Origin of the sequence: Porphyromonas sp. COT-108 OH1349 (genome assembly GCF_000768755.1) — a bacterium.
In the GTDB taxonomy this organism is placed as follows: domain Bacteria; phylum Bacteroidota; class Bacteroidia; order Bacteroidales; family Porphyromonadaceae; genus Porphyromonas_A; species Porphyromonas_A canoris.
This window is the reverse complement of the sequence record NZ_JRAH01000031.1, coordinates 208,580-228,606: the sequence shown is the minus strand read 5'-3', so window position 1 is coordinate 228,606 and position 20,027 is coordinate 208,580. Positions and strand designations below refer to the sequence as shown.

Genomic DNA, 20,027 nt, shown 5'->3' with positions numbered 1-20,027 from the left:
CTTGGTTGGTACCAATCAAGCCCCGATTTTTTAGATGCAAAGCACGACTTCCGCCAATCGTGCCTTGATTTCAAAAATTATACACGGATAGAGTATCTTTTAATACCGTTCAATGTCATTTGTAAACGCTTCGGATCAGAACAGGTAACCCACACTGATGGAGAAATTTTGCAGGCTCACTGTTCCTCCCGAAACGATAAACTTTTTCCCATTAACCTCTGTCGTCCCGATCTCTCCTCCCAGTCCGACAATGATCTTATCGTTATTCGTATAGAATCCAACCCTTAGTCCGGCATCGAATCTGTTCAGGAATTGATCTCCGAAAGTGTTTTTATTGACAGGTGTTTCCGATATGGAGTATTTGCCTGCCACGCCATAAGCGAAATAGAGTCCGAGTCGAGGCTCCAGGTTCCACCCTCCCAAAGTGAAAGAGTACCCTGCTTCCAACGGGAGTTGCAGGTAACCAGCCCGAACCGTAAGCACACTGCTGCTGCCCGTAATGCCTGCGGAAAATCCTTTCAAACTCATCTCCAGACCGGAATGAAGACGCCACTTGGGATTGAAAGCATAGGCAACGGAGACCCCTGCCAATGCTCCCACTACACTTTTACTCTCCAAGCTCCCTCCTTCGGACTTCTCAAAGCTGAGCTGTGAAAAGTTTATGCCCCCTTTCACGCCCCATTGAATCCGTTTGGTAGAGCTCCACCCACCGGACTGTGCATAGATACCACCGAGTCCGATCATCACGCATACCACTGCCGTAAGTACTCTGCGTGTGAGAGCCGCAGGCAATGATGTTTTTCCTTTTTTCATAATTATGTTCTGTTTTTATCCCGTCTGTGGGAGAGGTTAAACAATAATCACTTCACAAATACACTGTGGAGATAAGCTGCGGGCCAAGGCTGTTTTTCTCCATCTATCCAGATGCCGTCATTGCTGACCGCATACACTTTTCCGGCATACACATATACGGAGCGCACCAACGCACTTCCCAAGGTGCTTATCACCGTTCCGTTCTTCCACACCGTCCCTTTAGGACCATAGCCGGAAGCATAGAGATCGTTCCCGGAAACAAATATGGAGTAGATGCCACCCTGCTTGCCCCAGACGAAAGGTACATTATTTTTCCATATCAGAGGCTTTCCTGTATCTATCGGTTTATCTTGATAGATAGCCGCTCCACCTATATAGATGTCGTTTCCCGATACAAACACGGAGTAAGCATCCGTCTTTTTGCTTCCATCGGGAGATGCAAGATCCACCCTTGTACCGTTTTTCCAAAGCACGCCACCGCCATAGTCTCCCACGACATAGACATCCGTTCCGGAGACGAATACGGATCGGGCTTCGGGTTCTGCCGAAGGGTTGTCCTCAAGGGTCTGCATCTTCCCGTTCTTCCACAGCACTGCACGCTGGTAAGTGCTCTGATAGTTGGGACGCTTTGCCACTTCGTACCCTGCGACATATACGTCTCCATTGGTGATGAAGAGCCCTTCAGAAAAAGCCATGATGCCTTTGCGCTCCATCTTTTTAGAGTCTGTCTCGAATGTTCCACCGGGTAGAGGAGATTTTATTTTCATGACATAGAGATCCTTGTATCTCGTTCCGCCATAATTCTCACCTCTGTTCCCTGTAACGTATATATCCCCATCGTAAACGAAAACAGAGGATTTGATGGTCGCATCCGGAGCGTAACTTCCAAGGTTGAAATCCTTCCCGTTTTTGAGCAAGACCAGTCTGCCGTCATAATCTTTTCCCACAGCCAGTACGGAATAGGCAACACTCACACTGCACGTTGCGCTTTTGTTGCCTGAGGTTGCAGTGATTACCGCCGAACCTTCTCCTGTTGCCGTAACCACGCCATCCGCATCTACCTTGGCAACCTCCTTATTGGAGCTGCTCCAGGACACCGCTCCCTTATTCCCGCTTACGGATAGACGCTCTCGGTCTGTTGTACGTAGCGTCAGCGTTGTCTTGTCTATGACGAGATCTTCATCCGGAGACTCCTCTTGCCATTTAGCCTTTAGAGTAATGTCTTTGGTAACGGGAGTTTGGAAGTCATAAGCATTCGTCCCATCCAAAGACCAAGCAACAAACAGAAAGTTTTGCTTGGTCGGCGCAGGAGAAGGCACGGTTGCCGTCTTCCCTTTTTCCACTCTCTGAGCAGGAGGAACAGGCGTACCGCCATCCGCATTAAAGGTTACGGTGTAGTAGGTCTTCACATCTTCTCCCGGATCGTTTTTGCTCTTGCAGGAGGTAAAGCATATCAGTACAATGCCCAACAGGGCTATGAAGTGTATCTTTTTCATCTTTGTTTTCATGTTTATCGTTTCAGCACCTAAACTTGTGAGAAGTTTCATTTTTAGAATTGCTATAAACCGCCCCAAAAAGATTTTACTCTCTCGAAGAGATAAACTCTCTCGGTGATGGTTGTTTTAGTATTTCTTCTGCCTTTTATTCCTTTATGAAAATGTGACGAGCAACTGAAGAGGAGTTACCTAATATGGTCTTTGTTCCATTTTTCCACATTACGGCACGAGTCTGATCCTCTCTTATATCGGATTCATATCCTGCCACGTAAATATCTTTTCCCGATACAGCAACAGAAGATGCCTTTGCCTTGTATCCCAGCTTGGTTATCTTATTGTTTTCCCAAAGGATAGCATAAAATTCACTAATGCCTTTTCTCGCCTCTCCCACAATATAGACATCACTGCCGGAGACAGATACAGACCTTGCGACGAGGTCGTCAAACTCTCCCTTCGGAAGAGGTACGGGCACACTGTTTTTCCATAAAATTGCTTGAGGAGAACCGGAGGTTTCTTCTCCTACAACATAGACATCTTTCCCCGCAACGTAAACAGAGTGGGCTCTTGCAGCGGTCTTGCCGTCCGACAATTCTACGAGTTGGTTATTTTTCCAAAGCACGGCTATATCTTTTTTGCCGCTACTCGATAATAAATAACCAGCTGCGTAAACATTGTTTCCCGAAACAAAGACCGATCTTGCCCTTCCATTATAATTGCTCTTGCTTGGTAACTTTATCTGTTTATGATTTTTCCACAGACAAGGATCATCATTGGCATCTCCTGCTACATAAATATCTTCTCCCGAAACGAATACGGAGTAAGCACGGGAGTATAGCGGATAGCTTTTGCTCTGATCATCTTCGTAAAACATGGCAGAGTAATACTTTCCGGAACGTATCCCTACCGAGTAAACTTTCTGCGCTCCGACAAAAACGGAAGTACCACGCGTAACATTATCTTCCGGGAAGCGTTTGAATACGTTACCATCTTTCCAAATGGTTGCAACAAGCCCATTCGCCTCTGTACGATCTGTGCCTGCAACATAAACTCCGGGTGCTGTCGGATTGGGCTGAGGTGCTTTCGCTTTCCATTTTGCATAGAGTGTCAAATCGCTTGTAACACCACTGACATTGTACGGAAAGGTGATTTTATTGATGAGTGAAGCCTCTCTATACCAACCCTCAAAGGTATGACCATCTTTTGTCGGAGGGTTTGGCTCTGCTAGTGTTCCTCCTTTGAGGACTTGCGTAGGGTGATTATCGTTTGCTGTCCATGTGCCTCCATTGAGTTCCCAAGCCACCTGCCAATACTCTGCAATACTCTCCTCTTGCCATTTAGCCTTTAGAGTGATGTCTTTGGTAACGGGAGTTTGGAAGTCGTAAGCATTAGTGCCGTCCAANTTAGCCTTTAGAGTGATGTCTTTGGTAACGGGAGTTTGGAAGTCGTAAGCATTAGTGCCGTCCAAAGACCATGCGATAAACAGAAAGTTTTGCTTGGTTGGGACAGGAGAAGGCACTGTTGCCGTTTTTCCTTTTTCTACTCTCTGGGCAGGAGGAACAGGCGTACCGCCATCCGCATCAAAGGTTACAGTGTAGTAGTTCTTTACATCCCCTCCCGAATTGTTCTTGTTCTTGCAGGAGGTAAAGCATATCAGTACAATGCCCAACAGGGCTATGATGTGAATTTGTTTCATGTCTGTATCTACATTTTTATGTATTAGTCCGTATTTGCAACTATTTTATTGGCGTACTTTTTCCACCCTTCTGCTTTCTTATAAGTCTCCACGCTGGATGCAGGAACCTTGATACTCTTTAGAGATACAGGATAAGAGTCCAGTGCCGAGTATCCTAAAGATGGAGGTGTGGTAGGTCTCATGATGAGGATTTCCACCTTTGTGTTGTTAAATGCATAGTCTTCGATATACTTTACTTTAGAAGGGATCTCTACTTCTTTTCCTTTGTTTTTTATCATATAACAGCCTCTAAAAGCCATTTTGCCTATTCTTTCCAATTCCGATGGGAGCTTTATTTCACTAAGAGATTCGCAATCGAGGAAGGCTTCTTCTCCGATAATTGTGATCCCATCAGGGAATTGTAGCGTCTGCAATATCTCGCAACCTCTGAAGGCTCCTTTGTCTATTTGTTTTATACTTTGAGGCAGTGTGACGTGTTGGAGGTAAGGACAGTCCCAAAAGGCGTACCTGCCCACTTTATTAACTCCCTCTTTTATGATAATCGAAGTCAAAGATTGGCAACGTTCAAAACTACTATCCTCCCAGACCGATATAGTACTCGGAATAGTGATAGACGAAATGCTTTTACAATATGAGAAGGCTCGTGCTCCAATGACTCTTAATCCTTCCGGAAGTGAGACCTCTTCGAGTTCGACACACTCCTCAAAAGCATAGCTATGAATCTCTTTTAAACTATTTGGGACTAGGACATTTTTTAGAGAAGTACACTTGGTAAAAGCATACTTGCCAATGTTTTTGAGAGTATTGGGAAGCTTTATCGAAACAAGGGTTTTACAGTCAATGAATACACCGTACGTTATGATAACAGGTCTGCCGGTAGCTCCTTTCTCCTTCTTTTCTTGATAACCATCGGGAATTATCTCTCCTAAGCAGGGAGCCAAGCTCAGATCTACATATTTATTTTGCTTTGTGATGGAGAGTCCCAAGTCTCCCCAGTTGTTCCCATTATCAAGGTTAATAGTTTTCAATCCTACTTTATATGGATTTTGGATTGTATTTGCTGTCTGCTTGTCAAGCCAAGCCTTCATTGCAGAAATGGAGGTAAACATTTTGTAGCCGGATGGATCTTCATCTCCGCCTTCATTTTCTTTCCATTTTGCATAGAGCGTGAAGTCGCTTGTAACACCACTGACGTTGTACGGGAAGGTGATTTTATTGATGAGTGAAGCCTCTCTGTACCAACCCTCAAAGGTATGACCTTCTTTTGTTGGAGGGTTTGGCTCTACGAGTATCCCTCCTTTGGGGACTTGCGTAGGGTGATTATCGTTTTCTGTCCATGCGCCTCCATTCAGCTCCCAAGCCACTTGCCAATACTCTGCAATACTCTCCTCTTGCCATTTAGCCTTTAGAGTGATGTCTTTGGTAACGGGAGTTTGGAAGTCGTAAGCATTAGTGCCGTCCAANCATTTAGCCTTTAGAGTGATGTCTTTGGTAACGGGAGTTTGGAAGTCGTAAGCATTAGTGCCGTCCAAAGACCATGCGATAAACAGAAAGTTTTGCTTGGTCGGAGCAGGAGAGGGAACGGTTGCCGTTTTCCCTTTTTCTACTCTCTGAGCAGGAGGAGCAGGCGTACCACCATCTGCATCAAAGGTTACAGTATAGTAGGTCTTCACATCTCCTCCCGGATCGTTTTTACTTTTGCAGGAGGAGAGTGCCGTTAGTAGTAATATCAGCCCGCAAAGAGGTAGAAAGTACGTTGTTTTCATAGTGGAATGTTGCTTTGTTAGTACTTACGAAAGTATCTCTTTATCTTCTGTTTTTATACCCCATTTGTAGGACTTTTTGCTGTAATATTTTAATTCTCTTGTCTTTGCAATATGTTTCATGAGTAGATTTCGTTACTTTCGCAGTATAATCAATGGAGTGTTTCTGCCTGTATGAAAAGAGTTTTTATACTGATCTTTGTATCGCTTATTTTTTCCCCTCTATCTCTATCCGGGCAAGGTCGGTATGCGGACTCTCTGCTCAATATCCTTGAAAAGGGAGGCTTGTCTGCCAAAGAGCAGGCAAGTCTTTATGCGGATATTACCGAGTCTTTTTCCGGACATGATATGCACAACACCCATAAGTATGGAACTAAAGGGCTGGAGCAGGCTAAGAAATGTGGAGATAAAGAGCTGTTGTTTCGTTTCTACAATTACATAGGGTCTACTTATACTTATCGCTGTCTTTACGATACAGCTAAAATCTATCTCGATTTACAGCTCGAAGCAGCAAAAGCCTCAGACAACTTAAAACTTATACAGAAGGGCTATCAGGCAGTAGGCAATTTTTACGCCCGTCAAGGGCTGTTCATCCCTGCAATAGAGGGCTATCTGAATGTTTTGAAGCATTTTGACGGAGATGAGAGTAGCAGAGACTACATCATAGCTCACGGCAATATAGGAGAGTGTTACCGCAGATTGGGAAACTACAAACAGGCTTTGGGGTATCTGGAAAAGGAGGGCAGGCTGGCAGAGCAGTATAACAATATATCCGGAATGAAACAGTCGTATCGGGAGTTGGGATATGTACATCTTGCTCTGGGCGATGCAGATAAGGCTCTGGAATATATGCAGAAAGTAAAGTATGGAGATACGTGTGCTGCTCCGGTATTTGAAGCAGATATGAATGAAGCACTCATCAAAGTATATCTACTCAAGAAAGAGTATGACAAAGCACTGAAATGTGCCGATGAGTGCCTTAATGCCGCAAACTGTTTGGGAGATCCTTATATCTATACATTGGCTTGGAACTCTTACGCGAATATCTTTCGGGAGCAAAAGCGTTATACAGAGTGTTATGACGCAGCACTGAACGCATGGCAGATAGACTCGCTCTCTCCCGATACTGCTCCCATAACGGCGTTTAATATAGCGTATGCCTCTGCTATGCTTGGCAGGGAAAATGAGGCAGCTTACTTCTTTCGGAAGTATGAACAGATGATGGAAGAGTGTTCCGAAAGAAACTATCAGGAGGCTCTTTCTCGCTTGGAAACTCTTTATGAAACAGAGAAGAAGCAGCAACAGATTGCGGCTTTAGAGAAAGAAAGAGAGCTTTATGTCGTACTTGGGATTTCGGGACTGCTTGTATTGTCATTGATATTGGGTGTGCTCTTCTATCGGCATCTTCTCTCCCGTCAGAAGCGGAAGTTGGCAGAGCAACAAGTGAAACAACTCAAGCAGGAAAAGCAGTTAGTGGCTTCTTTGGCTCTCCTTGACGGAGAAAATGCAGAGCGTTCCAGATTGTCGCAAGACCTGCATGACGGATTGGGTAGTATGATTTCGGTTATTCGCTTGCACCTCCACAGCATCAAGAGCGATGCTTCCATGACGAAGTCGGATATTGAACACTTCTCCAAAGTAAAGCAGATGCTTGACGAATTTATGGAGGAACTTCGCAGGGTTGCACACAATATGATGCCGGAATGTCTTGCCAGAGAGGGGATAAAGACAGCATTGGAGGATTTTTGTCGATCTGTTCCGACCGTCCGTTTTCAGTTTTTAGGAGAAAACCCTCGCTTGGACAGTCGTCTTGAAGTATTGATATACAGGTGTGCTTACGAACTGGTAAACAATGCCATAAAGCATGCAAAAGCATCTCATATAAATGTCCAACTGACGGTAGATAACCACTTGGTCTCACTCTCCGTACAGGATGACGGCGTCGGATTTGACCCTAATACCATTCGTTATGGAGCAGGATTGACCAATATGCAGAACCGAATATCTGCTTATAACGGCAGGATCAATCTGTACACATCCGCCAACAGAGGAACAGAAGTAACGATAGAAATAGAGCTTATGCCATGATAAAAGTACACATTGCAGATGATCACAAAATGTTGGTGGAGGGGTTGCGTTTGGCTATAAACGAGTCTGAAGTCGCAGAAGTAAGCGATGTCTCTTTTTCCCTGAACGAATGTAGAAAAATGCTCACGCAGGCTCTTCCGGATGTCTTACTCCTTGATATATCCATGCCGGACGGTAACGGAATAGAGTTTTGCAGTGAAATCCATGAGAGCTATCCCGGAGTGAAGATCTTGATACTTACCTCTCATGATGAATATACAATGGTTAACAGGGCAATGTCGGCAGGAGCATCCGGATATATACTAAAGAATGCGCTCTCGGAGGAAGTGATAAAAGGCATAGAGACAGTGCTTTCGGGCGAGATCTTTTTAAGTCATCAGATAGATCTTTTGGTTAAGAAATGCACCGGTGATACAGTTTGGCTTACGGTTCGTGAACAGGAACTCCTCTGTCATATCGTAAACGGACTGACCAATCAAGAGATTGCGGAGCAGATGTATCTTAGTGTAGAGACCATAAAGACCTATCGCAAGAATCTGATACAGAAGCTTGGAGCACGCAACTCAATGGATTTGGTCAGAATTGCCATACAGGATAAATGGATATAGTGTCGTAGCTCCTCCCTTAAACATAATAATGAGATCGGGCTGTGTGCCCGAATACCTCTTGGCTCTCTTCGGATAACGAGATAAAGTGTCGATAATAATCTCTAAATTTGTACGAGGATGAAAGAGCAAAGACATACTTGCCGATCGAAGAGAGTCTTCTTTCCGGAGTATCCCGATATGGGGAAGCTGTTGGAAGGGATGGAGCCTCTCTGGCATGGATATACAATTTATGACGAGCGCAATAAGCTGGTGGAATACTCTTTCTCCAATATTCTCTCCGATAAGGTCCTGGTCAAATATTTCAAGAAGACAGGCTTTGTTCGGGGACTTTTTTATGTCTTGCTTGGTAGTTCTAAGGCAAAAAGATCTTTCTTGAATACTCTGCATCTTAACAGATTGGGCATATACGCTCCCACTCCCTACGGATATATTGAAGAGTACAAGTGTGGCACTCTTTATAGAAGCCTGTATGCCTGCGAGATGTTATCCGGATACGATACTGTTCGTGCACTGACAGCCGGAGAGGTAAAAGGTGATGAAAAGCTCTTTTCTGCTTTGGTGGCGTTTGTCTCTTCACTTCACAAGAAAGGTGTTTATAATAGAGATTTATCTCCCGGTAATATTCTGTACAGGGTAGAAGAGAGTGGAGAGATATGCTTTGCTCTGGTAGATGTAAACAGGATGGCTTTTCGCCCTCTCTCTCCTAAGGAACGATGGGAGAATCTGGGCAAACTCTGCTATCCGATAGATATGAGCCGGAGGCTGGCGTCTGCCTATGCAAAAGAGATGGGAGAAGACGAAAGCGAAGTGGCTTGCTACCTTCTCCAAGCCGGTGACAGGTTCTTCGCGGGAAAGTGTTTCAAAGCCATTTTTCGTGAAGAGAAGAGACGAGGAAACTTTTGCTCCGGACTTTTTCGAGTGCTAGCCATTCTTTTCTCTCGAAAGATCCGAGACTTCAGGCGTGGTGGTATATGGGAAAAGCTATTTTCTATTGAGAAAAAGCTGATGAAACCCTACTACTACGAGATGGATTATAGAAACAACTTAAAACAAGAGTATATACAACATGAGACCTAAAAGCGTAGCTGTACTGATCTCTACATACAATTGGCCAAGAGCATTAGAACTGGCACTGGAAGGGCTATTCAAGCAAACCCGTTTGCCGGATGAGATTATCATCGCGGATGATGGCTCCGGAGAGGAGACTCAAAAGGTTATCAAACGGATGAAAGAACAGGTCCCAAAGGGAGTCGATCTAAAGCATGTCTGGCATGAGGATCTCGGTTTCCGGAGATCTATGATACTGAACAGAGGGATTGCGATAGCAGAGTCCGACTACATTATAGAGCTGGATGGCGATTGTATTCCTGAGAAACATTTTGTGGCGGATCACCTTAATGTTGCAAGAAAGAAAGCGTATGTCGCCGGAAGCAGAGTGAAAATGGATCCCGAAGCATCCCGAATCATCCAAGAGAAAGGGCTGCAAAATGTCAATCCCAAAAAGTTTACCAATGCTGCGAATGCTTGGCGCATTCCTTTTGCACAGAATATTCTTGCTCCCTATTACAAGCAGAATAAAATTTTTGCAGTAAGAGGATGTAATCTTGCATTTTGGAGAGAGGATCTTCTGGCAGTGAATGGCTATGACGACAGCTACGTTGGTTGGGGACATGAAGATATAGACTTGGTCAGCCGACTAAAAAACATGGGTGTGCGAAGACGCTTTCTGAAAGCCGGCGGAGTGATATATCATCTGTATCATAAGGAAGAAGACAGAAGCAGAGACTCACTGAACAAACAGAAAGCTCTGGATGTTATCGCTTCCGGAAAGATACGTACTGAAAATGGTGTGGACAAATACATTAACTCTTAAAAAGATTAAGTGAGGTATGCAGCCCCGAAGTGTCGCTATTCTACTCTCTACTTATAACTGGCATAGAGCCTTGGAGCTGGTTTTGGAAGCTCTTTTCCGACAGACACGTCTGCCGGATGAGATTATAATTGCAGATGATGGCTCCGGCGAGGAGACCCTGCAAACTATAAATAAAATGGTAGAAAAAGCACCCAAAGAAGTGGAGATCAAGCACGTTTGGCACGAAGATCTCGGCTTCCGTAAGGCTATGATATTGAATAAAGCAATAGCAGTTATGAAGTCCGATTATATTATAGAGCTGGACGGAGACTGCATTCCTGAAAGACACTTTGTGTCAGATCATCTGAATGTTGCTCGTGAAGGAGCTTATGTAGCCGGAAGCAGGGTCAAGCTATCGCAGGAAGCCTCTACCATCATTCAGGAAAAAGGATTGAAGAAAGCACCTCCGAGAAGATATACAAGCTCCGCAAATGCTTGGCGTATTCCTTTCCTTCAAAATCTGTTTGCTCCTTATTATAAGCAGAAGAGGATTTCAGCCGTAAAAGGATGCAATCTTGCTTTTTGGCGAAAAGATATCATAGCCATAAACGGATACGATGACAGCTATATCGGTTGGGGGCATGAAGATATTGATTTGGTGTACAGACTGACCAATATGGGTATCCGCCGAAGATTTCTAAAGGTGGGAGGTGTTGTGTTTCACCTCTATCATAAAGAGGAGGATAAGAGTTTGGATATTCTGAATGGTGAGAAAGCCTCGGACGTCATCAAGAATAAAAAGATACGTGCCACTGACGGACTGGACAAGTACCTTCCCAAAGCAGATTAGAAGACGGCAAGAGGATGCAACCTTTGGAGATACAATATATAGAGTCGCTACTTCAGGAAGTTGAGAGAAATGGTGATGCCGTGGCTCTTTTCCGCTATCCGAACGAGGCTGTTTTGCATATCGTTCGGTGCAGAGAGGCGAGCATCCTATCTTTTGCAGATATTTCAGATGTGGAGATACCGAATGGAGGAGCTTTTCTCTTTGCTCCTTACGCATCTTCCGAAAGAGAGCCCCTCTTTCTTTTACCTCCGGAAGAGCAGCTTGAAATCTCTTGTCCCTCGAACCAATCAATCTCCTCAAAACATCCTTTCGATCCGAACAGATATGGAGATATTGCCGAATATGAGAGATATTCGGAGATATTTGGAAAGTTTCACCAAGCTGTATCGGAGGGCACTTTTGATAAACTTGTCCTGACACGCAGCCATACCGGAAAGTTTGAGCAGGACTACTCCTTGTCATCTCTTTTTATGAGGATGTTGGAGGGCTATCCCGATGCTTTTGTCTCTCTTGTCTACCTTCCGCAGGAGGGATATTGGCTCACTGCCACGCCCGAACTCCTGCTTGCCGGATCCGAAAAGGGGTGGAAGACCGTTTCTCTCGCAGGAACAAGACCGATAGAGAGCAGCGAAAGCTGGAGCCGAAAGAACAGAAACGAACAGATGATGGTTACCGACTTTATCTCCGATACACTTAGCCGTTTGGGCTGCAATGTATTGCAGCAAGAGACGGAAGGACATAAAGCAGGGCAGATAGAACATCTGAAGACAGAGATAATATTCACATCTCCCCGTAACATATCGGTTAAGACTCTCTTGTCCGAGCTCCATCCCACACCGGCTGTTTGTGGTTTCCCTCGATCGGAAGCACGCTCTTTCATAGAGCAGACGGAGCATCACTCCCGAAGATTCTACTCCGGCTTCTTGGGCTTTATTGCTCCGGAAGGGGAGGAGAGCCGCATCTACGTTAATCTGCGTTGTGTACGCTGTGTGAGAGACAGCTATACGCTCTATGCCGGAGGAGGGATCATGCCGGAGTCCGAGCTTGCATCCGAGTGGGAGGAGAGCTGTTTCAAGATGCACACGATAGGGGCGCTTATATAATACCGAACTTATGTATTCAGATCAACTCAACGTTCAGATTCTTTGCTCTCTACTTAAAGCTCACGGCATTAAACGGCTCATCCTCTGCCCCGGAAGCCGTAATGCTCCGATAATAGAGAGCATCTCAGGAGACTCTTTCTTTGAATGTTACTCTATTACAGATGAGCGCAGTGCGGGTTTTGTGGCATTGGGGTTGATTTTGGAAACGGAGCAGCCGGTTGCTGTATGCTGCACGAGCGGATCTGCGTTACTCAATCTGCACTCTGCCGTATCGGAAGCATTTTATCGCAACCTGCCTCTTCTTGTCCTTTCTGCAGACCGTCCACAAGAATGGATAGGGCAGATGGATGGGCAGACCCTACCGCAACCTTATCTGTTCGGGATGCTTTCTCGCAAGAGTGTTACTCTGCCGGAAGTGCACACTTCTGCGGATCATTGGTACTGCAACAGGCTTGTAAACGAGGCTCTGCTTGCTTTGCAGAGAAAGGACATACAAGGTCCGGTGCATATCAATATCCCCTTGAGCGAACCTCTTTTTGCTTTCAATATTCCGGCATTGCCGGTAGAAAGAAAGATAGAGTGGCTTTTCGATGCGGACGACATAAGGGCGCTTTGGAGCAAGGCGTCCCGAAAGCTGATCATTGTGGGGCAGATGGACTCTCAGCGTGAAGCTTTCTCTCTTATATTCCCGACCTCCGCTGTCGTACTGGCGGATCATCTCTCGAACCGACCGCAAGAAGCTCTTGAGAGTCGCTTCTACAGCTATTGCGAAGAGCTGCAACCCGATATTGTCGTTACGATAGGAGGCAGTATTTTGTCGAAGAAGCTGAAGCAGGATATGCGGAGGTATCCTCCGAAGATGCACTGGCACGTCTCTCCAAGTGGTGAGGTTGCCGATGTTTTCATGTCTCTTACGCATCTGATCCCGCTTTGTCCCAAAGATTTCACCGCGATTATAGCAAACGAAACGGCACGAGAGAGCGATCTTGCTTACAGACAGTTGTGGAAGAAGAACGCCATTGACCCCGTTGCGAGTGCTCCGAAAGAGCCGGAGAGCAGAGTAGTGGCAGAGGTCTTGAAGCAGATACCGCCCCGAAGCGTTCTCCATCTGGGCAATAGTTTGAGTGTCCGCCTTGCTCAGCACTATCCTCTTCCCGCAGATGTCCGAGTGCACTGCAACCGTGGGGTGAGCGGTATCGACGGTTCTCTCTCCGCCGCAGTAGGTGCCGCGATGGCATCGGATACGCTTCATTTCGTCCTGCTGGGCGATCTCAGCTTCTTCTATGACGCCAATGCGTTGTGGAACTCTCACGTACCATCCAATCTTCGGATCATCATCTTGAACAATGGAGAAGGCAGAATCTTCGAGACCATTCCGGGACTTCGAGACTGCTCATCGCTACGTCCGTTCGTTACCGGACAGCACCAATGCTCGGCTCAAGGATGGGTAGAAGGTTTGGGGCTGACCTACATCGCCGTCAAAACCGAGGACCGGCTCGCTCTCGCCATATCAGCCCTCGCCTCCGACCGATGCGATAAAGCCGTGGTAGTGGAGGTCTTTACGCCGCTCTCGGTCTGATCATCTCTCTTCTCACATCCCTACTCCTGTATCCGTATCGCTTTCCGTTTCTTTTCTTGATTTTTGGGAACGGACAGATTGATAATTATCGTTTCTCAGATTAGTAATTACCATTTCTCGGATTAGTAATTACCATTTCTCGGATTAGTAATTACCATTTCTCGGATTAGTAATTACCGTTTCTCGGATTAGTAATTACCGTTTCTCGGATTAGTAATTACTGTTTCGTGGATTAGTAATTACTGTTTCGTGGATTAGTAATTACCGTTTCTCGGATTAGTAATTACTGTTTCTCGGATTAGTAATTACCATTTCGTGGATTAGTAATTACCGTTTCATGGATTAGTAATTACCGTTTCATGGATTAGTAATTACCATTTCGTGGATTAGTAATTACCATTTCGTGGATTAGTAATTACCATTTCGTGGATTAGTAATTACTGTTTCGTGGATTAGTAATTACTGTTTTTAGGATTGGTGATTATCATTTTCTGGAAAGTAGCAAATCCTTTTCCATAAACCTTTAGAGCTTTCTCCAAAAAGATTAGGAACTTTTCTCTGAAACCTTTGGAGCTTTTTGCATGTCCCTGTATAGGCTCTTGACTTTAGGAGAGAAAATAACAATCGCCTGCCAAGAAGAAAGCTCTCGGCAGGCGATTATGTGTGTTGAAAAATCTGCGATTTCGGAACAATTCTCTGCTTCGACAAGGCAAAGGCAGCTCCTTATCGACTCTTTACTTCTTGTGGAATACTCTGTAATCTTCTATCGGTGCGGATTTCGGAGTGTTATATGACTTGTAAGCCACGCGGTTGTCGTTCCAAAGCGTCGGCCAGCCGCCTTGCACTTTGGCTTGTATTTCGTATTTGATCGAGTGCAGCCCTGCTCCGAGTGCAAGAGCAACATCCTGACGAGAGTAGCGAGGTACTTCTTTGCTGTTGTCAATGACGAGTTCGCCATTGATCCATACTCTGTTCACGTCTGACTGGAAGACGTAAACGCCCGGCTCCGGTATGAGGAAGTATCCTTCTATGATGGTTCCGAAGATGTTGAAGTCGAACGTACCGGGAACAAGATAGCTCTTGTTGGCATCTTTCAATGCGGTGAGGATGCCACTCTCCATGTTGGCAGACTGATGGGAAGCCAAATCTTCTACTTTTCTGACATCCTCTTTGTGGGTGATAAACTTGAGCCCCTGAGCATAAACCCCGCTTGAAGCAAGAGCCACACTGTCTATCGCTTCCACAGGAGCGGTATAGTTGTCCAACTTGGTAAGGGTCAGTGTGCGGACTTTGCTTAATACTCCCGAAGGCAGTACGCTGGCGATCTTGAGCGTTGTAGTCTCGTTGAATGTGAGAGGAGCCGTATATTCCGTACTCTTTTCATTAGGCTCCGATCCGTCGGTGGTGTACACCATCTTCACAGGGCGGGTTGTCTTGAACGGAATGGTAAGGCTGTCGATGAACTGGATGCGGTCGAGAGAGCCGTTTTCTTGCTCCGGAAGCGGAATATGGTAGTTGACATCGTGCATGTCGAGACGCACATAAGTGTTGTTCACACGGCGAGAGAAGTCGTGGAAATCTTTTCTGTCTACAGGTGTCCATCCTATCTCTGCAAGAGCGAACATACGTGGATAAGCGTAGTATTGACGGATGCTTTCATCATACAGATACTCTCCCCAAAGATTGGCTTGTGGTCCGAGTATGAGATGCTGCTTTTCTGCCGGAATCTTATCCGATGCGGGGTTGTAAGAATAGACCCTTTCAAGTGTAGAGTAACCTCCGATGGCGACCGGCTCTACATTATGATCGCCCTGGTAAGCATCAATATAAAGACCGGTAGTCCATGGCGACATGATCACTTCATGATTAAGCTCTGTCGCCGCAATACCTCCCTCTTCTCCTCTCCATGACATAACGATGGCAGATGGTGCCAATCCGCCTTCGAGAATCTCATCCCAACCTATGAGGGCTTTGTTGTTCTCGGCAAGAAAGCGTCCTATTCTGGTGATGAAGTAGCTTTGAAGCTCATGCTCGTCTTTCAGATTCTCCGCTTTGATTCTCGCTTGGCACAGCGGACACTCTTTCCATCTTGTCTTGGGGCATTCGTCGCCTCCGATGTGGAAATATTTTGAGGGAAATAGCGGTATCACTTCGGAGATGACATCTTCCAAGAACTTGAAAACTTCTTCTTTTCCTGCACAGAATACGTCATCTTCCACTCCCCATATATTGCGCACCTTAAAGTCGCGTGGGAAGCAAGCCAACTCCGGATACGCAACAAGTGCAGCCATGGCGTGCCCCGGAAGCTCTATCTCCGGAATGATCTCTACATAGCGTTCGGCAGCATAAGCAACAATATCTTTGATCTCTTCTTGAGTGTAGTAGAAAGGACCATATTCAAATCCTTCTCCTTCTGTTCTCACAGAACCTACCTCCACAAGACGAGGATATTTCTTGATTTCGATACGCCATGCCTGATCTTCTGTCAAGTGCCAGTGTAGCTTATTGACCTTAAGCATGGAGAGAATATCTATGTGCTTCTTCATGTCTTCCACAGTGATGAAGTGGCGACAAGCATCCAAAAGAAGTCCGCGATAGTGGTATCTCGGATAGTCCTTGATGGATACGGCAGGGATCGTCCAAGCCACATCTTCCACTCTTTTGCTGCTTTCTACTTCTGCCGGAAGGAGTTGCAAAAGAGTTTGAAGTCCATAGAATGCACCTTGAGGAGTGGCACCCACGATGTCGATACCTGCTTCGGATGAGTTGAAAGTGTACGCTTCGTGGTTCTCCGAAATAGAAGGATCCACAGAGATACGAATGTAGTTGCTGCTAACCGGAGCAGAAACCAACCCAAACTTGTAGCCGGTGGATGCCATAAGCTTATCGGCAAAAAGCTTGGCTATCCCGGCAAGTGTGTCTCCCTCTGCCACAAAGACAGTATTGCGGTTTAGCGTGAATGCTCCTGAGGTTGTCTCGGTAAGCTCTACCGGCTGAGGAATGATGTTGATGCCTTCGTTATAAGGCTTTACCACATACTCTTTCGGAGTGCATGCAGTAATAAAAAGCGTTGCCAACAGCGCGGCAGCTAAAGCATGAAAGTATTTTCTCATATCTAAAAGTGTGTAGAAAGTTTTCGGACAATAAAGAAGAGTTTAGAAAAAACGGATCAAACTAAGACTCTTAGCCTGATAAATGGTTTTTTCTAAACTCTTATGTAACTGTTCTTAAATGTATCTTATCTCTCTTACCAAGCGAAGATCGGGTAAGATTCCATCATTTCGTTCACCTCTCCACGAACAGCGGCAATCACTTGTTCGTCTGTCGGAGATGTTAGCACACGGTCGATAAGTCCGGCAATGCGTTTGATCTCTCCTTCCTTCACACCACGAGTGGTAAGTGCAGGCGTTCCGAGACGGATTCCGGAAGTTTGGAATGCAGAACGTGTATCGAATGGTACCATGTTTTTATTCACTGTGATGTCTGCCAGAACAAGAGCATTTTCGGCTACTTTACCGGTCAGTTCAGGGAACTTAGGACGAAGATCTACCAACATACTGTGGTTGGATGTTCCGCCGGATACGATCTTGTATCCCATCTCTACCAATGTATCGGCAAGGACAGAGGCGTTCTTCTTCACTTGTTCCTGATATGTGCGGAACTCCGGTTGCAATGCTTCGCCGAAAGCAACAGCCTTAGCAGCAATAACATGCTCCAACGGACCGCCTTGTACTCCAGGAAAAACCGCAGAGTCGAGAAGTTGAGACATACGCTTGATCTCACCTTTAGGAGTGGTAAGTCCCCATGGATTTTCAAAGTCTTTACCAAGAAGGATGATACCACCGCGAGGACCGCGCAAAGTCTTATGGGTTGTGGAAGTAACAATGTGTGCATACTTTACCGGGTTATCCAAAAGACCGGCTGCGATAAGCCCTGCAGGGTGAGCCATATCTACCATAAGAAGAGCGCCTACACTGTCGGCGATGGCACGCATACGAGCATAATCCCATTCGCGAGAATAAGCAGAACCTCCGGCAACAATCAACTTTGGTTTGTGTTCTTTAGCCAAACGTTCCATCTCTTCGTAATCTACGGTTTCATCGCTCTGACGCAAGCTGTAAGCTACAGGGTTGTAAAGAAGACCTGAGCTGTTTACAGCCGCTCCGTGAGAAAGGTGTCCCCCATGAGCGAGATTGAGTCCAAGGAAAGTGTCGCCCGGTTTGAGCACTGCGAGGAATACTGCCATATTGGCTTGTGCTCCTGAGTGAGGCTGAACATTAGCCCATTCCGCGCCATAAAGTTGCTTAAGACGGTCTATTGCCATCTGTTCTGCTTTGTCCACTACTTGGCATCCACCGTAATATCTCTTGCCGGGATAGCCTTCTGCATATTTGTTTGTGAAGCAGCTTCCCATAGCTTTCATTACATTCTCGGACACGAAGTTTTCGGAAGCGATAAGCTCCAAGCCGTGTCTCTGTCTTCTGTCTTCCTCTTGAATGAGATCGAAGATTGGATCGTGTTGATTCATAAAGTCAAATAATGATTATAGTGTGGTTCTAATGTTTGATGTCTATTCCTTTTATGTTATCGGATATTCCGGACGGAAAGATCAGAATGGAAGATCGTCCGTAGGATCGTTCACTATTCCCTGTTGAGGTGTGGCGGGACCGAAATTAACCTGTGTCTGAGTTTGAGGAGCCGGTGCCGGCTGGGGTTGTACACCCATCTGGCTGATGGCTTGAGCCTGTTCGCCGCGAATAACGTTTCTGCATTGTACATCGGTGTACCAGCGTCCGTTAAACTCGCGACTATTCACTTCAAACTCTATGGTGATGATCTCCCCAAGCTTTATGTTCGCCATATTGATACGATCTTCGCCGAAGATGTTAAAGGCTACCGTTCTTGGATAGATATCGTTCGTCTCCATTACGTAGTCTTGCTTCTTCCATGTTGTGCCGGGATTACGTTTGCTCTCTCCCGATATCGGTTCCAATACGTGGGTGATCTTTCCTGTCAAGTAATTGTTCATCTTTATCTCTGTTTTTGTGTTTAGTTCTTTGTAAATGGAATAGCTTCCTACTTATCGCAAAGCAGGAAATCCGATGATCTCTCTTACCTTATCCACTGTGAGGCGAGCACTTTCTCTTGCTTGCTCTGCCCCTTCACGAGCTACACGCTCAAGGTAATCCGTATCCGCAGCTATCTCTAAGATTTTTTCTCTGATAGGAGCAGTGAAAAGGACGATGTCTTCCGCCAACTGCTTCTTCAGGTCTCCATAGCGAACGGAGCAGTCGTTGTACTTATCATTGAAGTAGTTGTAAGTATCGGCAGAAGAGACAATCTCCAAGAGCGTAAACAGATTCTGAATGGCTTCGGGCTTTTCGCTGTTTGGCTCGGTGGGTCCGGAGTCTGTAACAGCCTTCATCACTTTTTGCCTTATGGCCTTTTCGTCATCCATCAGGTATATCGCATTGCCTTCGCTTTTGCCCATCTTTCCGCTGCCATCCAGTCCGGGAATTTTCACTGCCTTGCTACTGAGAGAAAAAGATGCAGGTTCCGGGAAGAAGTCCACGCCATAGATCGTATTGAAACGACGAGCAAACTTCCTTGCCATCTCCATATTCTGCTCCTGATCTTTTCCTACCGGTACTTTGACGGCACGGTGCATCAGAATATCCGCAGCCATAAGTGTTGGATAGGTGAGTAGCCCTGCATTGACGTTGTTAGGCTGTTTGCGGGCTTTCTCCTTAAAGGATGTCGTACGCTCCAGCTCTCCCAGATAGGCGTTCATATTGAGATAAAGATAGAGTTCCAACACTTCTTTCACATCGCTCTGAGCATATATTACTGCCTTGGATGGATCTATTCCGCAAGCCAGATACTCTGCCAATATGGTGCGAGTATTCTTAAGGATGTTGTCCGGATGTGGATGTGTGGTAAGAGAGTGCCAGTCTGCTATGAAGAAGTAGCACTTGCACTCTTCCTGCATAGTAAGAAAGCTTTTGATGGCACCGAAGTAGTTTCCCAAGTGTAGATTACCTGTGGGACGAATGCCACTTACCACGATATCTTTTTTCTCTGATGTCATATCTGTGAAATTATACTGCTATATATACGTTTAGCTCACAAATATAGTCTTTTTCTGTGAGCTAAACAATGCTAAAATCGGATGCTCTCCGATG

General features: G+C 45.7%; 15 protein-coding genes. 7 read left to right on the top strand and 8 right to left on the bottom strand.

Annotated elements, in window-relative coordinates:
• Positions 1–135 precede the first annotated feature (135 nt).
• The 4 genes from JT26_RS10250 to JT26_RS10245 form a co-directional block, all read right to left on the bottom strand.
• Positions 136–813 (bottom strand): porin family protein, encoded by a 678-nt coding sequence (locus JT26_RS10250; RefSeq protein ID WP_052110430.1) that lies wholly within the window; start codon positions 811–813, stop codon positions 136–138.
• A 47-nt stretch (positions 814–860) separates the two neighbouring features.
• Positions 861–2,309 (bottom strand): InlB B-repeat-containing protein, encoded by a 1,449-nt coding sequence (locus tag JT26_RS07550; protein WP_036848364.1) that lies wholly within the window; start codon positions 2,307–2,309, stop codon positions 861–863.
• A gap of 145 nt (positions 2,310–2,454) precedes the next feature.
• Positions 2,455–4,002, bottom strand: coding sequence for an InlB B-repeat-containing protein (locus tag JT26_RS07545; protein WP_036848361.1), 1,548 nt, complete (start codon positions 4,000–4,002; stop codon positions 2,455–2,457).
• Between the two features lie 23 nt (positions 4,003–4,025).
• Positions 4,026–5,768 carry a leucine-rich repeat protein gene (locus tag JT26_RS10245; RefSeq protein ID WP_052110429.1) on the bottom strand — a complete coding sequence of 581 codons (1,743 nt, stop codon included), beginning with the start codon at positions 5,766–5,768 and terminating at the stop codon, positions 4,026–4,028.
• Positions 5,769–5,939: 171 nt separating this feature from the next.
• Between JT26_RS10245 and JT26_RS07535 the strand changes: the two genes are divergently transcribed.
• The 7 genes from JT26_RS07535 to menD all read left to right on the top strand — a co-directional run bounded on the left by JT26_RS07535 (position 5,940) and on the right by menD (position 13,845).
• Positions 5,940–7,853 carry a sensor histidine kinase gene (locus JT26_RS07535; RefSeq protein ID WP_036848359.1) on the top strand — a complete coding sequence of 638 codons (1,914 nt, stop codon included), beginning with the start codon at positions 5,940–5,942 and terminating at the stop codon, positions 7,851–7,853.
• Positions 7,850–8,461 carry a response regulator transcription factor gene (locus JT26_RS07530; RefSeq protein ID WP_036848356.1) on the top strand — a complete coding sequence of 204 codons (612 nt, stop codon included), beginning with the start codon at positions 7,850–7,852 and terminating at the stop codon, positions 8,459–8,461. The genes JT26_RS07535 and JT26_RS07530 overlap by 4 nt, the downstream gene beginning before the upstream one ends.
• 117 nt (positions 8,462–8,578) lie before the next feature.
• Entirely contained in the window at positions 8,579–9,538 is a 960-nt protein-coding gene (locus tag JT26_RS10240; RefSeq protein ID WP_052110428.1) for a lipopolysaccharide kinase InaA family protein, read from the top strand.
• On the top strand, positions 9,528–10,334 hold the full coding sequence (locus JT26_RS07520) for a glycosyltransferase family 2 protein (protein WP_036848353.1): 807 nt from the start codon (positions 9,528–9,530) through the stop codon (positions 10,332–10,334). The genes JT26_RS10240 and JT26_RS07520 overlap by 11 nt, the downstream gene beginning before the upstream one ends.
• Positions 10,335–10,350: 16 nt before the next feature.
• On the top strand, positions 10,351–11,163 hold the full coding sequence (locus JT26_RS07515) for a glycosyltransferase family 2 protein (protein WP_036848350.1): 813 nt from the start codon (positions 10,351–10,353) through the stop codon (positions 11,161–11,163).
• Positions 11,164–11,186: 23 nt separating this feature from the next.
• Positions 11,187–12,266: a chorismate-binding protein gene (locus JT26_RS07510; protein ID WP_160217644.1), complete on the top strand. Its 1,080-nt coding sequence runs from the start codon at positions 11,187–11,189 to the stop codon at positions 12,264–12,266.
• Positions 12,267–12,276: 10 nt separating this feature from the next.
• Entirely contained in the window at positions 12,277–13,845 is a 1,569-nt protein-coding gene (gene menD / locus JT26_RS07505) for a 2-succinyl-5-enolpyruvyl-6-hydroxy-3-cyclohexene-1-carboxylic-acid synthase (RefSeq protein WP_052110427.1), read from the top strand.
• Positions 13,846–14,579: 734 nt separating this feature from the next.
• Here the strand turns inward: menD and JT26_RS07500 are convergent.
• The 4 genes from JT26_RS07500 to trpS all read right to left on the bottom strand — a co-directional run bounded on the left by JT26_RS07500 (position 14,580) and on the right by trpS (position 19,933).
• On the bottom strand, positions 14,580–16,958 hold the full coding sequence (locus JT26_RS07500; RefSeq protein WP_036848344.1) for a family 20 glycosylhydrolase: 2,379 nt from the start codon (positions 16,956–16,958) through the stop codon (positions 14,580–14,582).
• Between the two features lie 134 nt (positions 16,959–17,092).
• Entirely contained in the window at positions 17,093–18,373 is a 1,281-nt protein-coding gene (glyA, locus tag JT26_RS07495) for a serine hydroxymethyltransferase (protein ID WP_036848341.1), read from the bottom strand.
• Between the two features lie 81 nt (positions 18,374–18,454).
• Positions 18,455–18,874 carry a DUF3127 domain-containing protein gene (locus JT26_RS07490; RefSeq protein ID WP_036790979.1) on the bottom strand — a complete coding sequence of 140 codons (420 nt, stop codon included), beginning with the start codon at positions 18,872–18,874 and terminating at the stop codon, positions 18,455–18,457.
• A 51-nt stretch (positions 18,875–18,925) separates the two neighbouring features.
• Positions 18,926–19,933, bottom strand: coding sequence for a tryptophan--tRNA ligase (trpS, locus tag JT26_RS07485; RefSeq protein WP_036848338.1), 1,008 nt, complete (start codon positions 19,931–19,933; stop codon positions 18,926–18,928).
• Between the last annotated feature and the right edge of the window lie 94 nt (positions 19,934–20,027).